A 13,466-nucleotide genomic window follows, 5' to 3' on the forward strand; every position below is an offset into this window, starting at 1 on the left:
GACACCGGTCCGCGGGGCGGGCCGCCGCTCAGCTCGTGGCCGCGGTCCACGTCCGCTCGCGGTGGTCCCGCGCGATGGCGATCAGTTCGTCCAGGGTGTGCCGGGTCCGTATGAGGTCGTCGATGTGTTCGGAGAGCCGGGCCCGCTCCCGCTCCATCCGCTCCAGCGCGGCGCCGGAGGTCTGCTCGCTGGGTGCGTCGACGCAGGGCAGCAGTCCGGCGATGGTGCGGCTCGACAGCCCGGCAGCGTAGAACCGCTGGAGGAACCGCACGCGCTCGACGGCCTCCTCCCGGTAGTACCGCTGCCCGCCGGGGCTGCGGCCGCTGGTGAGCAGGCCCTGCTCCTCGTAGTAGCGCAGCGACCTGACGCTGGCGCCGGTACGCGCCGCGAGCTCCCCGATCCGCATGACTGGCCTCCCGCTGTGGTCCGCCGGCCGGGGATCACCACGGTGAACCGCGACACAGCACTTGCCCCTCACATCAGTGTCAGGTTTTAGCGTAACCCCGTGCCCGGCGACATCCGGGCACGGGACCTGATGGAGGAGACCAACATGCCCACCCTGTTCAGCAGTTACCGGCTCGGCGCCCTGACGCTGCCCAACCGGGTCGTGATGGCCCCGATGACCCGGGTGCGGGCCGCCGCCGGCGGCCTGGCCACGCCCTCGATGGCGGCGTACTACGCGCAGCGGGCCACGGCCGGGCTGATCGTGTCGGAGGGCGTACAGCCCAGTGTCATCGGGCAGTCCAACCCGGGCACGCCCGGACTTCACACCGACGAGCAGGTCGCGTCCTGGCGGCCGGTCACGGAGGCCGTGCACGTCAACGGCGGCCGTATCTTCGCCCAGATCATGCACGGCGGCCGGGTGTCGCACCCCGCCACCACCGGCTGCCGGCCCGTCGGCCCCTCGGCCGTGCCGGCCGTCGGCGAAGTCTTCACTCCGGCAGGCCGGCAGCCGGCGCCCGTGCCCCGGGCACTGGCGGCGGACGAGGTGCCCGAGCACGTCCGGTCCTACGCCGACGCGGCCCGCCGCGCGGTGGACGCGGGCTTCGACGGGGTCGAACTGCACGGCGCCAACGGCTACCTGATCTCCCAGTTCCTCTCCTCCAACGCCAATCTGCGCACCGACCGCTACGGCGGCGGCATCACGGGCCGGATCCGGTTCGCCGTAGAAGCGGCCGCCGCCACCGCCGACGCGGTGGGCGCGCACCGAACGGGCATCCGCCTCTCACCCGGCGGTGGCTTCTGGGGTGTCGAGGAGACCGACGCCGCCGGGCTCAACACCGCGCTGCTGACCGAACTGGCCCGCCTGGACCTGGCGTACGTCCATCTGGAGGCGACAGCCGTGGAGGATGTGCTCCGGGGGCTGCGCACGGCCTGGCCCGGCCCTCTGATCATGAACCCGGTGCTGCCGCTGGGCCCGCGGCAGGCCGGTCCCGACGAAGCCCGTCACTGGCTGGGGCTGGGCGCCGACCTCATCAGCTTCGGCCGCGCCTTCATCGCCAACCCCGACCTGGTGGAACGCCTCCGCACGGGGCTGCCCCTGGCCCCCGTGGACGAGTCCACGTACTTCATGGGCGGCGACGCGGGCTACCTCACCTACCCGGCGTACCGGTACGGGGCCGGCGATCCCGTCTCCGTTCCCGCGTGAGGCGGTCAGCCCTCGTCCGGGGCCAGCCGGAGCGAGATGGAGTTGATGCAGTACCGCTGGTCCGTGGGCGTCGGGTAGCCCTCGCCCTCGAAGACGTGGCCGAGGTGGGAGCCGCAGCGGGCGCAGCGGACCTCGGTGCGGACCATGCCGTGCGAGCGGTCCTCGACCAGTTCGACGGCGTCCGACTCCTTGGGGTCGTAGAAGGACGGCCAGCCGCAGTGCGACTCGAACTTGGTGTCGGACCGGAAGAGTTCGGCGCCGCAGGCCCGGCAGGAGTAGACACCGGCGGTCTTGGTGTCGGTGTACTCACCGGTGTACGCGGGTTCGGTGCCCGCCTTGCGGAGCACGGCGTACTCGTCCGGGGACAGCTCCGCGCGCCACTGCTCGTCGGTCTTGTCGATCTCGTACGGCATCTGCGGTCCTCTCCTCGTGCGTACCTGCGTACCTGCCCGCGTGCGTGCGTACGGGGCGCGGGCCGGGCGGCGGCTCAGCTCCCCAGCCGGGCTAGGATCCGCGGTCCCAGCTCGGTGACGTCGCCAGCGCCCATGGTGAGAACCAGGTCGCCGGGCCGGGCCATTCCCGCGATCAGCTCCGGCACCGCCTCCATGGCGTGCCCGGCCCGGACGTCGGCGCCCTTGGCGGTGGCCGCGTCGATGATCAGGGCGCTGGTGACGCCGGGCACCGGGTCCTCGCGGGCCGGGTAGATGTCCAGGACGACGGAGGAGTCGGCGAGGGTCAGCGCCTCGCCCATCTCGATGCCCAGCTCCTGGGTGCGGCTGAAGAGATGCGGCTGGAAGACGACGAGGACACGGCCGTCACCGGCGCTGCCGCGGATGGCCTCCAGGTCGGCGGCGATCTCGGTGGGGTGGTGCGCGTAGGAGTCGATGACCTGGACGCCGTTCACGGTGCCCTGGAGCTGGAGGCGGCGCTTGACGCCGGTGTACGAGCCGAGGGCCGAGGCGAGGTTGTGCACGGGCAGGCCGAGCGCGGTGCCGGCGACCAGGGCGGCGACGGCGTTGCCCGCGTAGTGGCGGCCGGGGACGGAGACGGTGAAGGTGATCACGCGGCCGTCGAAGACCACAGTGACCTCACTGGTCAGCCCGCGCGGCTTGATGGTGACGATGCGGACGTCGGCGTCCTCGGCCTCGCCGTAGGTGACGATCCGGAGGTCCCGGCCCGGGGTACCGCCCGCGGTGACCCGCGCGGTGAGCTCCCGGGCGCCCGGCTGGTCGGCGGAGATCACGAGGGTGCCGCCGGGGCGGACGCGGTCGGCGAAGGTCTGGAAGGACTCGTAGATCTCTTCCATGGAGGCGTAGTTGGCGTGGTGGTCCAGCTCCACGTTGAGCACGACGGCCACCTCGGGCGCGTACTTGTGGAAGCTGCGGTCGCTCTCGTCCGCCTCGGCCACGAAGATCTCGCCGTTGCCGTGCAGCGCGTTGGAGCCGGGCGCGTCCAGGTCGCCGCCGATGGCGTACGAGGGCTCGCGGCCGAGGGTGGTCAGGGCGACGGCCAGCATGGAGGTGGTGGTGGTCTTGCCGTGGGTGCCGGCGACGGCGATCGGCCGCCGCCCCTCCATCAGCGCGGCGAGGGCGTCGGAGCGGTGGATCACGGGGATGCCGCGTTCGGCGGCCGCCGCCAGCTCCGGGTTGTCCGCACGGATGGCGCTGGAGACGATCACGCAGCTCGCGTCGGCGGCCAGATACTCCGCCGCGTGGCCGATGTGCACGGTGGCGCCGAGTCCGCGCAGCGCCTCGGCGGTCGCCGAGTCCCGGGAGTCGCTGCCCGCCACGCGCGCCCCGCGCATGGCGAGGATCTTGGCGATGCCCGACATGCCCGCACCGCCGATGCCGATGAGGTGCGGGCGGTCCATGGCGGACGGGACGGCGGGTGCCATGCGGGTATCTCCTGGGGTCGCTGCGGGCCGGCGGGCCCAAGGGGCTGAGCGGCCTCAGCCTATTCGGTGTGGGCGTAGAGCTTGAGCACCGGGACGCCGACCTTGTGCCGTGCGCGGGAGGTCCAGTCGCGGTGGAAGAACTCCTCGACGAGGTGCGGCGCCGTCAGCACGATGACCTCGTCGGCGTGCGTCTGTTCGACGACGCTCTTCAGCAGGTCGAGCGGGTGTTCCTCGACGATCTGCCCGACCGCCTCGGCGCCGGCCGCCCGCAGCGACTCCAGTGAGTGGGCGAGGGCGCGCTCCGCCGGGCCCGCCGCCTCCTCGCCCCCGGGCTCGCCGGCCTCGCGGATCGCCTCCCCCAGTTCGCCGAGGGCCACGTCGTCGAGGGCTCTGAGCAGCCGGTCCTGGTCGCCGTGGGGCTGCATCAGCACGACGAACGCGACGGGTTCGTCCCCGTGGAGCGTGGTGACGAGCTCCACGTCGGCGGGCACCAGCGGCTTCTCGATCATGAGTACGGAGGTGAACACGGCGAGCGCCCTTCTTCCTCTCGGGCCCGGGGGCCCTACAGAAACCATCCTGCCCCGCGCTCGCTCGCACGGGGTCCGTCCAGCCAAGCCTGCCGCCCGACGGGGTCAAGCGGAACGATATCTTCCGGGAGTTGACCGGCTCCCGGCCTCCCCGTCCGCGCGTTCACCCCGGGCCCCTGCGGTAACGGGTGAAGAGAAAACCGTCCTCCTCCAGGACCGAGGCGAGAGCGAATCGTTCCGGCACGGTGATCGCCGGGCCCTCCATGATGCGGGGCGCCGCTCCGGCGGTGACCACCGGGGCCAGGGTGAAGCACAGCTCGTCCAGCACGCCGGTCACCGCGAACTGGCCGAGCAGCCGCGGACCGCCCTCCGTGAGCTGGCGCGTCAGCCCCCGCTCCGCGAGCAGCCGCACCGCCGTCGCCGGCTCGACGCCCTCGCCGGGCCCCGCGGTGAGCACCTCCGCGCCCGCGTCACGGGCACGCCGGACCCGTTCGGGGCGCTCCGCGACGGCGGCCTCGCCGGTGAGGACGAGCGTGGGCACGGCCGGCTCCGTGAACAGCGGCAGGGAGTAGTCCAGGTCCAGGCTCGCGCTCACCACGGCGATCACCGGGGCCGGCGGCTGTCCCAGGGCGGCCCGGCGGGCCGCGAACGCCTCGCGGGCGCGGGCCGGGCGGTACCCCTCCTTGCGCACGGTCTCCGCTCCGGCGATCACAACGTCCGCCAGGCCGCGCAGCACTCCGAAGAGGCGCATGTCGGCCGGGCAGGAGAGCGGCTGGGACCGGCCGTCGTGGTACGCGGCGCCGTCGAGGGAGGCGACCATGTTGCCCCGCAGCCAGGGCCGCGCGCCGTCCTCCGGATAGGCGTAGGCGTCGGCCAGTTCGCCGAGGTCCCACTCGCGCTCGACGAGCAGGTCCGGGGCCGCGGACTCGGCGGTCAGGGGGAACAGACGTCGCATGGTCAGCAGTCTGTCACGCACCCCGGCGGAGCATTCCGGGGCGCGCGAAGCGCGGCCGCCGGCGCCGGAAGCCCCGCCCCGGGGCCGCGCCGGACCGGCCCGCCGGACGGCTGCCCCGGCGGCCGGTGTGCGCGGGATCACGGTCCGCGACCGGACGGATGTCCGGATAGGCTGGGGTGCTGTGCACTCTTCCTCCGCCGCCCCGAGCCCGATGACCGACGTCACGGAGACTCCGCTGTCGCTCTGCGCCCGCGAGCCGCAGGTGCCCGCCGAGCGTCTGGTCGCGGAGATGGTGCCGCCGCCCCGCTTCCGGGACGCCCGCTTCGAGACCTACCTCCCGGACCCGGCGCAGCCCAGCCAGGCGGAGGCCGTCGAGGTGCTGAGCGGCTTCGCCGCCGGACTCGGCGCCGGCACCGCCGCGGGCGGCGGGAAGCGCCGCTGGTTCACCCGGAAGCCGGCCGCGCCGGCGGGCCCGCGCGGGGTGTATCTCGACGGCGGCTACGGCGTCGGCAAGACCCACCTGCTCGCCTCGCTGTGGCACGCCACGCCCGCCCCGCCGGAGCTGAAGGCGTTCGGCACCTTCGTGGAGCTGACCCATCTGGTCGGCGCGCTGGGCTTCCAGCAGACCGTGCGGACGCTCGGCGACCACCGGCTGCTGTGCATCGACGAGTTCGAGCTGGACGACCCGGGCGACACCGTGCTCGTGTCCACGCTGCTCGGCAAGCTGGTGGACGCCGGCGTCGGGCTCGCCGCCACCTCGAACACCCTGCCGGGCAAGCTCGGCGAGGGCCGGTTCGCCGCCCAGGACTTCCTCCGCGAGATCCAGGGCCTCTCGGCGCACTTCCGGCCGCTGCGGATCGACGGCGAGGACTACCGTCACCGCGGCCTGCCCGAGGCGCCGCCGCCCTTCGCGGGCGAAGTGGTCGAACGGGCCGCCCACCGCACCCCGGGCGCCTCGCTCGACGCCTTCCCCGCTCTGCTGGAGCACCTCTCCCGGATCCACCCCAGCCGTTACGGCGCGCTCACCGACGGGCTCCGCGCCGTCTGCCTGACCGGGGTGCGGCCGGTGCCGGACCAGTCCACGGCCCTGCGCCTGGTCGTTCTGGCGGACCGGCTGTACGACCGCGAGATACCGGTGCTGGCCTCGGGCGTGCCCTTCGACCAGCTGTTCGGCGAGGACATGCTCAAGGGCGGCTACCGCAAGAAGTACTTCCGGGCGATCTCCCGGCTCACGGCGCTCGCCCGGGACGCCGGGCCGCTGGCGGAGGCGTAGACCGGACCCCTTCCGGCGGCAGCCGGCGGCGGCACGGGCCCGGCCCCGGAACCGCCGCGGCCGCCCCCGCCGTCCGGGAGTTCCCCCGACCTGACGCCCGCCCCCTCCGGGCCGCGGCCCGCACGGGCGTCCGGCCTTACGCGGCCCGCTCCCTCCCGGCCGCCGCGCGTCAGTTCGACGCGGGCACCGGCTTCGCCTCGCTCGGCCGGACGATGACGAACCCGTCGCCCTCCAGCCGGAGCTGCACCGCCTCGCCCGAGCCGCCGCGGATCATCGAGCCGACGCTCTGCGAGCGGTGCAGGGAGGACGCGAGGTGCGCGCTCCAGCCGACGACCGCGTCGGTGTCCACGAAGACCGGGGCCTGCGGTGAGACGGGGATGACGATCGGATCGCCCTCGCAGATCACCGCGAGCCGGCCCTGGCCGGTGAAGACGCTGTTGAACAGCCCGCCCCCGGCCATCCCCGCGCCCTTGACGACCTTGATCTCGTAGCCCAGTCCGGCGTCGAAGCAGAGGACGTTGCGGCCGTTGACGGTGAGGGTGTCGCCGGGGACGAAGTCGATGATGAAGCAGTTGGCCGCCTCGTGGGCGAACCACGCCTCGCCCTGGCCGCGGACGGCCATCAGGGCGAGCCCCTCCCCTGTGACGGCGCGTTTGAGGAAGTTCCCCACGCCCTGTCCCTGCTTCTCGAACCGGAGATTGCCGCGGAAGGCGATCATCGAGCCCTGGCGGGCGTAGCACTCGCCGTTCACCACATATTTGACCGCCTTGGGGTTCTGGAGCACCATGCCCGGCGCGGTGGGTGGCTGAACCATGTTCTCGGAGGCGAAGAGATCGCTGCGCATGGGGCAATGCTGTCCCGGAATGCATCATTCCGCCAAGGAGGCGCCCGCGGGCACGTACCGTGCGGGCTGGCAGACTGGCCGGATGACCTCCGCCGACACCCACACCGACACCGACACCGGCACCGGCACCGGGAGCGAGGCCGGCCACAGCCACCCGGACACCGCCGCGTTCCGGCCCGGGGCCGCGGACCGCGACGCCGCGCCCCAGTTCGTACTGCCCCTGGTGGCCCGCATCGAGAAGGCCGCCCCGCCGTCCCGCACGGACGCGCTGGAGACCGCGGCCCGGGCGGTGCTCGTGCTGCTGTCGGACGAGCGGGCGGCGGATCCGGACGGCGCGTGGTACCGGGCCGTGCGCGACTGGCAGGACGCCCGGATCCGCAAGGTGGTGCGCAGGGCGCGCGGCGCGGAGTGGCGGCGCGCGGCGGCCCTGCCGGGCATCACCGTCACCGGCGGCTCGGCCGAGGTGCGGGTGTACCCGCCGGTCCCGGTCGACGGCTGGCCGAAGGAGCTGGCGAAGCTCCAGGTGTCCGGCACGGAGCTGGAGGACCCGGCACCGCCGGCCGCCCCGCCGCCCGGGCGGCCCGTGCTGTGGCTCAGCCCGGAGCTGGAGATGTCGGCGGGCAAGGCGATGGCACAGGCGGGACACGGCGCCCAGCTGGCCTGGCTGCGCCTGCCGCCCGCCGAGCGGTCGGCGTGGCGCGCGGCCGGTTTCCCGCTCGCCGTACGGACCGCGGAGCCCGCGCGCTGGGCGGACCTCACGGGGAGCGGACTGCCGGTGGTGCGGGACGCGGGCTTCACGGAGATCGCCCCGGGTTCCTGCACGGTCGTCGCGGAACACCCGGCGCTCACGGGGCGCTGAGCGGAGCCCGCGCGCCGGAGCGCACGCGGGCCGTACGGATCCCGGGGCGGGGTCCCGGAGCCGGTGGCACGCCGGCCGTCGCCCGTGTCCGGGAGCACCTCCGGGCGGGCGTTGCCCGGACCGGGACAACCGGAGCGGCGGGGCCCCGGTCGTGAACATCCGGAGCGGATCGATCACGCCTTTGAACACCCGCCGCCTCCCGTACGTATCGATCCCCGACGCCACCGGACCGGGCCCCGCCCGGCCGGCGGCAGACCAACCGGCTTGACCAACCGCTCAGTCCACGCTGGTCCGGCACGCCACGCCGCTCCTCACGACGGCACGGCGGGCCGGCCCCGCTCCTCGCTCCCTGCGAGTGCGCCGCCATGGCAGGAGATACTTTGCGACGCATCAACGGAACCGCCGCCATCCTCGTGGCGATCGCCGCGACCATCGGTGCGCTGATCTATCCCATCTGGAGTTACGAGGACCGGTCCGGCACCGGTCTCGCGAACCTCCAGTCACAGACCGTGTCCACCAAGTGGGGGCCGCTGTCGGCCCTCGACCGGGACTTCCTGGTGAAGGTGAGGCTCGCCGGTCTGTGGGAGCTGCCCGCCGGCCGGCAGGCCATGGAGCGGGCACCCAACCAGGCCATCCGCGACGCCGGCGACCATCTCGTCGTCGGCCACGCGGACCTGGACCGGCGGGCCCGGGACATCGCCGCCAAGCTCGGCGTGGAGCTGCCGAACGAACCGACCGACCAGCAAAAGGGCTGGCTCCGGGAGATGACCGACGCCCAGGGCGAGGACTACCAGCGGAAGTTCGCCAACATCCTGCGGACGGCCCACGGCAAGGTCTTCGGGCTCATCGGCCAGGTGCGGCACACCACCCGCAACGAGCTGATCCGCGACCTGGCGGACGCGGCCAACATCACCGTGCTCGACCACATCACCATGCTGGAGAACACCGGCATGGTCGACTTCGACACCATCGCCGCCGAGGAGGCCGCGGCCGCCACGGAGAAGCCGGCTCCCCCGCCGCCGCCCCCGTCGACCTCGTCGGTCATCGGCTCGCCGGTGCCGGTCGTCACGCCTCCCGGCGCCACGTCCCTGCCGTCCGCCGTGCCGGAGACCACCGCGCCGGCGGACGACCCGGGGCAGCCCACCGCGACGCCCACGGCCGACCAGCCCGCCCCCGGCGCCGGCGCACCGGCCGGCTCCGCCCCGTAACGGGCCGACGGGCCACGACGGGCACCGCGGTCCGCCGGGGCGGCCGACCGCGGTGCCGGGGCGGAGGGGTGGTCCCACCCCCCACCAGACCACTCCTCCGCCCACCCCCGGCCTCCCGCCTCCCGCGCCCCGCCCCGCGGCGGTAGCTCAAATCAACCTCTGGAACCGGCCCTCGCACGGTTCGGCGGCCCCCGCGGAGGCCATGTCTCCCGGAGAGGACCGGTACACGGAGAAACCGGTACCCGGACGAGGGGGGACGGCCGGACCATGGCACGACTGGGGACGGGCATCGGCTGGCGGCCCGAGATCGCCCGCCACGTCGAGGAGTTGCCGGGCCTGGACTGGGTCGAGGTGGTGGCGGAGAACATCTGCCCCGGCCATCTCCCCGACTCGCTGCTCCGGCTGCGCGAGCGCGGTACGACGATCGTCCCGCACGGCGTCTCACTCGGCCTCGGCGGCCCCGAACCGCCCGACCCGGCCCGGCTCGCCGCACTCGCCGAACGCGCCGGGGCCCTGGGCGCCCCACTCGTCACGGAGCACATCGCCTTCGTCCGCGCGGGCGGCCCGCTCACCGCCTCGCCCCGGCTGGAGGCCGGCCACCTGCTGCCGGTGCCGCGCACCCGGGACGCCCTGGACGTCCTCTGTGCGAACGTCCGGATCGCGCAGGACGCGCTGCCGGTGCCACTGGCGCTGGAGAACATCGCCGCGCTGATCTCCTGGCCCGGCGAGGAGCTGACGGAGGGGCAGTTCCTCGCCGAACTGGTGGAGCGCACGGGGGTGGGGCTGCTGATCGACGTCGCCAATCTGCACACCAACGCCGTGAACCGGGGCGAGGACCCGTCCGCGGTCCTCGACGCCCTGCCGTGCCACGCGCTGGCCTACGTCCATGTGGCGGGCGGTGTCGAACGGGACGGCGTCTGGCACGACAGCCACGCCCACCCCGTCACCGGCCCCGTGCTGGACGTCCTGGCCGAGCTGTGCGCCCGGGCGGACCCGCCGGGCGTCCTGCTGGAACGGGACGACGACTTTCCCGGCCCGGACCGGCTGGCGGCCGAACTGGACGCCATCCGGGCCGTGGTGACGGCCGCACGCGCGGCCCGCACCGCCCGCACCGCCCCGGCGCGAAGGGGCGCGCTCTCCCCGCCGGAGGCCGGTCCGGGCAGGGGCGCGGGCAGGAACCCGGGCAGCGGCACGGACGGGGACGGGGGCGCCCCGGCGGTGCCCGCCGAGACCGTCACCGCGGCGGCGGAGGCGGCCGGCCTCGCCGCGTCCGTGGCGGCCGGCGCGGCGGCCGCCGACGCACGCCAACGGCCGGCCTGCGGAGCCCCGCCGGCCGCGCCCGGAGAGCCCGCCGCCACCGGAACGGGCGCCATCGGGACGGGCGCCATCGGGACGGGCGCCGCCACCGGAACGGGCGCCACCGCGGCTCCACCGGACCGGAGCAGCGCCCCGCCGGCGACGGAGGCCGCGCGGCTGCGGCTGGCGGTGGCGCAGACGGCGCTGCTGTCCTCCCTGGTCGCCGGTACCCCGGCGCCCGACGGCTTCGACCGGGTCCGGCTGGCCGTGCAGAGCCGGGCGCTGGTCCGGAAGCGGACCGGTGTGATCGCCAAGGTGGCGCCCGAGCTGCCGGAGATCCTGGGCCCCCGGTTCCGCGCGGAGTTCGAGGACTACGCCCGGAACCGGCCGCTGACCGGCGGCCACCGCCAGGACGCGCTGGACTTCGCGGCGCACGTGCTGAGCCCGGCCGGGCCCCGCCTGGAACCGGCGGTGCGGCGGCGGCTCGGCCGCTGGTGGCGCGAGCGCTCCCGCCCGGCCCCGCCGCTGCGCCACCGGGTCGCCGTCCTGCTCCGCGGCGGAGCCCGCCGGCTGTCCGGGCGCACGGGAGCCCGGCGGGCTCAGGCCAGCCCGGCCACCAGTTCGGAGACCGCCTTCCGCCGCCCGGTGTAGAAGGGGACCTCCTCCCGGACGTGCATCCGCGCCTCGGAGCCGCGCAGATGACGCATGAGGTCGACGATCCGGTACAGCTCGTCGGCCTCGAAGGCGAGGAGCCACTCGTAGTCGCCGAGCGAGAACGAGGGCACGGTGTTGGCCCGGACGTCCGGGAAGCCGCGCGCCATCTTGCCGTGGTCGGCGAGCATCCTGCGGCGGTCCTCGTCCGGCAGCAGGTACCAGTCGTAGCTGCGCACGAAGGGGTACACGCTGACGTACTGGCGCGGCTCCTCGTCGGCCAGGAACGCCGGGATGTGCGACTTGTTGAACTCGGCGGGGCGGTGCAGCGCCATGTTCGACCACACGGGCTCCAGCGCACGGCCGAGCTTCGTCCGGCGGAAGAGGTTGTACGCCTCCTGGAGGGCGTCGGCCGTCTCCGAGTGCCACCAGATCATCAGATCGGCGTCGGCCCGCAGGCCGGACACGTCGTAGGTGCCGCGTACGACGACGTCCTTGGCGGCGAGCTGCGCGAAGAGCTCGTCCACCTCCTCCGCGTAGCCGCCGCGGTCCTCCGGGAGCACGTCCCGCAGCCGGAAGACCGACCAGAGGGTGTAGCGGATGACCTCGTTGAGGTCCTTGGCCTTCTTGCCGGCGTTCGGGGTCTTGTCAGGAGCAGTCATGGCCCTTATTGTCCTCCGTCTTTCCCGGCGCTCCGCGCCAGGGTGTCCAGTACGGCGCCGGCCGCGCCGTGCGCGCTCGCAATGCAGGCCGGGATGCCCACACCGTCGTAGGCCGCCCCGCAGAGCCGCAGCGACGGCATCCCCGCCAGCCCCTCGCGGACGCGGGCGACCCGGTCCGGATGGCCCACCGGGTACTGCGGCAGGCCGCCCGTCCAGCGGGTGACACGGGTGGCGACGGGGCGGGCGCGGAGCCCGACGGCCTCGCCCAGGGCCCGGAGCGACACCTCGACCAGGCCCTCGTCGTCCCGTTTCAGCTCCGCCTCCTCGCCGAAGCGGCCGACCGAGGTGCGGATCACGAAGAGGTCGGGGGCGGCTGCGCCGATCCAGCCCCACTTCCGGCTGGCGAAGGTGGCCGCCTTGATGGTGTGTCCGTCCACGGGCGGCACCAGGAAACCGCTGCCCTCGGGGACCGGCGTCAGGTCGGCGCGGCGGAACACCATGCTCACCAGGGCCATGGACGCGTACTCGACGGCCGCCAGCGCGGCGGCCGCGGCCGGGGCCTCGGCGGCGAGCAGCCGCCCGGCGACGGGGGCGGGCACGGCCAGCACCACGCCGTCGGCCTCGATCACCGCCCGCCCGGGGCCGGTCCCGCCGCCCCCGGTGGACGGCCGCGGACCGCCGGACGCGCCGCTCGCGCCGGACCGGCCCGCCGCGGCCGCCGCCTTCTCGGCACCCGGCCCCTCGACGACCAGCCGCCAGCCGGCGCCCGTGCGCCGCAGCTCCGTCACGGACGCCCCGGTCGCGACCTCCGCGCCCGCCGCACGGCAGGCGTCGGCGACGGCCGGGGGCAGCGTGCCGACGCCGCCGTCGATGCCCATGAAGACCGGCCCGGGGTCCGGCTGCCCGGCGGCGCGCCGCTGGAGCTCCCGCACCCCCTCGGTCAGCGAACGGCCCTCGCGCGCCAGCCGGTACAGCTGCGGTACCGCCGCGCGCAGCGAGATGCGGTAGGCGTCGCCGGCGTAGACGCCGCCGAGCAGGGGTTCGACCAGCCGGTCGACGACCTCGCGGCCGAGCCGGTCCGCGAGGTATGCGCCGACGGCCACGTCCTCGCCCTCGCCGATGACGGCGGGCGGCAGTTCCGGCTCCCGCGCGATCCGGGCCAGGCCCTCCGCCGAGATCACCCCGGAGGCCGCCAGCGCCTCCGCGTCACCCGGTACGCCCATGACGTGCCCCTTGGGCATCGGGCGCAGCGCGCCCCGCGTCCAGAGCGTGGCCGAGGCGGTGGCGGGCGGCTGGAGCCGGCCGGACAGGCCCGCGGCGCGGGCCAGGTCGACGGCTTCCGGGCGCCGGGCGAGCATCGACTCCGCACCGAAGTCCACGGGGACGCCCGCGAGTTCACCGGCGAGCAGCTTTCCGCCGACCCGCGGGGACCCTTCGAGCACCGTCACCCGGGCGCCGCCCGCGAGCAGCCGGTGCGCGGCCGCCAGACCGGAGACACCGCCTCCGACGACAACGACATGGCCTGCGGATGCGTGCGTCTCACTCATGCCGCCCACTCTCTCAGAGCCCGGCCCGACCGGCGCCAGGGTCCAATGGCCCCTCCGGGGGGTTCCGGACCGGCCGTGATCTCCGCCGGGCCCCGCCCGGCC

At 74.9% G+C, this 13,466-nt stretch carries 13 protein-coding genes; 5 read left to right on the forward strand and 8 right to left on the reverse strand.

The features are described 5' to 3' along the window. Positions 1 to 28: 28 nt before the first annotated feature. Positions 29 to 406, reverse strand: coding sequence for a MerR family transcriptional regulator (locus tag SXIN_RS06200; protein WP_019711043.1), 378 nt, complete (start codon positions 404 to 406; stop codon positions 29 to 31). 144 nt (positions 407 to 550) lie between these two features. Here SXIN_RS06200 and SXIN_RS06205 point away from each other — a divergent pair, with 144 nt between their 5' ends. Next, positions 551 to 1,648: an alkene reductase gene (locus SXIN_RS06205; RefSeq protein WP_039823491.1), complete on the forward strand. Its 1,098-nt coding sequence runs from the start codon at positions 551 to 553 to the stop codon at positions 1,646 to 1,648. A gap of 5 nt (positions 1,649 to 1,653) precedes the next feature. On the opposite strand, the gene msrB is transcribed toward SXIN_RS06205, so the two are convergent. The 4 genes from msrB to SXIN_RS06225 all read right to left on the reverse strand — a co-directional run bounded on the left by msrB (position 1,654) and on the right by SXIN_RS06225 (position 5,024). Continuing rightward, complete coding sequence (gene msrB / locus SXIN_RS06210) at positions 1,654 to 2,061, reverse strand: peptide-methionine (R)-S-oxide reductase MsrB (protein ID WP_019711045.1); 408 nt, start codon at positions 2,059 to 2,061, stop codon at positions 1,654 to 1,656. Positions 2,062 to 2,135: 74 nt separating this feature from the next. Then, entirely contained in the window at positions 2,136 to 3,542 is a 1,407-nt protein-coding gene (gene murC, locus SXIN_RS06215; RefSeq protein ID WP_019711046.1) for a UDP-N-acetylmuramate--L-alanine ligase, read from the reverse strand. A 59-nt stretch (positions 3,543 to 3,601) separates the two neighbouring features. Next, positions 3,602 to 4,069 (reverse strand): hypothetical protein, encoded by a 468-nt coding sequence (locus tag SXIN_RS06220; RefSeq protein WP_019711047.1) that lies wholly within the window; start codon positions 4,067 to 4,069, stop codon positions 3,602 to 3,604. Between the two features lie 163 nt (positions 4,070 to 4,232). Next, the gene (locus SXIN_RS06225) at positions 4,233 to 5,024 is read right to left on the reverse strand and encodes a pyrimidine reductase family protein (protein ID WP_039823493.1); all 792 of its coding nucleotides are present in this window, start codon (positions 5,022 to 5,024) and stop codon (positions 4,233 to 4,235) included. Positions 5,025 to 5,235: 211 nt separating this feature from the next. Between SXIN_RS06225 and zapE the strand changes: the two genes are divergently transcribed. After that, positions 5,236 to 6,297, forward strand: coding sequence for a cell division protein ZapE (gene zapE / locus SXIN_RS06230; protein WP_019706280.1), 1,062 nt, complete (start codon positions 5,236 to 5,238; stop codon positions 6,295 to 6,297). Between the two features lie 169 nt (positions 6,298 to 6,466). Here zapE and SXIN_RS06235 read toward each other — a convergent pair whose 3' ends face one another. After that, positions 6,467 to 7,141, reverse strand: coding sequence for an AIM24 family protein (locus SXIN_RS06235; protein ID WP_019706226.1), 675 nt, complete (start codon positions 7,139 to 7,141; stop codon positions 6,467 to 6,469). 82 nt (positions 7,142 to 7,223) lie between these two features. Here SXIN_RS06235 and SXIN_RS06240 point away from each other — a divergent pair, with 82 nt between their 5' ends. The 3 genes from SXIN_RS06240 to SXIN_RS06250 all read left to right on the forward strand — a co-directional run bounded on the left by SXIN_RS06240 (position 7,224) and on the right by SXIN_RS06250 (position 11,155). Next, positions 7,224 to 8,000, forward strand: coding sequence for a peptidyl-tRNA hydrolase (locus SXIN_RS06240; RefSeq protein WP_095757948.1), 777 nt, complete (start codon positions 7,224 to 7,226; stop codon positions 7,998 to 8,000). A 380-nt stretch (positions 8,001 to 8,380) separates the two neighbouring features. Continuing rightward, entirely contained in the window at positions 8,381 to 9,208 is an 828-nt protein-coding gene (locus SXIN_RS06245) for a DUF4142 domain-containing protein (protein ID WP_192883554.1), read from the forward strand. A 267-nt stretch (positions 9,209 to 9,475) separates the two neighbouring features. Further along, on the forward strand, positions 9,476 to 11,155 hold the full coding sequence (locus SXIN_RS06250; protein ID WP_095756714.1) for an MbnB/TglH/ChrH family RiPP precursor modification enzyme: 1,680 nt from the start codon (positions 9,476 to 9,478) through the stop codon (positions 11,153 to 11,155). Here SXIN_RS06250 and hemQ read toward each other — a convergent pair. Together hemQ and hemG are read right to left on the reverse strand one after the other, a co-directional pair. Next, a complete protein-coding gene (gene hemQ, locus SXIN_RS06255) occupies positions 11,104 to 11,817 on the reverse strand; it encodes a hydrogen peroxide-dependent heme synthase (RefSeq protein ID WP_019706350.1) in 714 nt (237 codons plus the stop codon). The two genes, SXIN_RS06250 and hemQ, sit on opposite strands and share 52 nt — an antisense overlap. Positions 11,818 to 11,822: 5 nt before the next feature. Continuing rightward, on the reverse strand, positions 11,823 to 13,364 hold the full coding sequence (gene hemG, locus SXIN_RS06260; RefSeq protein ID WP_095757949.1) for a protoporphyrinogen oxidase: 1,542 nt from the start codon (positions 13,362 to 13,364) through the stop codon (positions 11,823 to 11,825). Between the last annotated feature and the right edge of the window lie 102 nt (positions 13,365 to 13,466).

The organism is Streptomyces xinghaiensis S187, assembly GCF_000220705.2.
GTDB lineage: Bacteria > Actinomycetota > Actinomycetes > Streptomycetales > Streptomycetaceae > Streptomyces > Streptomyces xinghaiensis.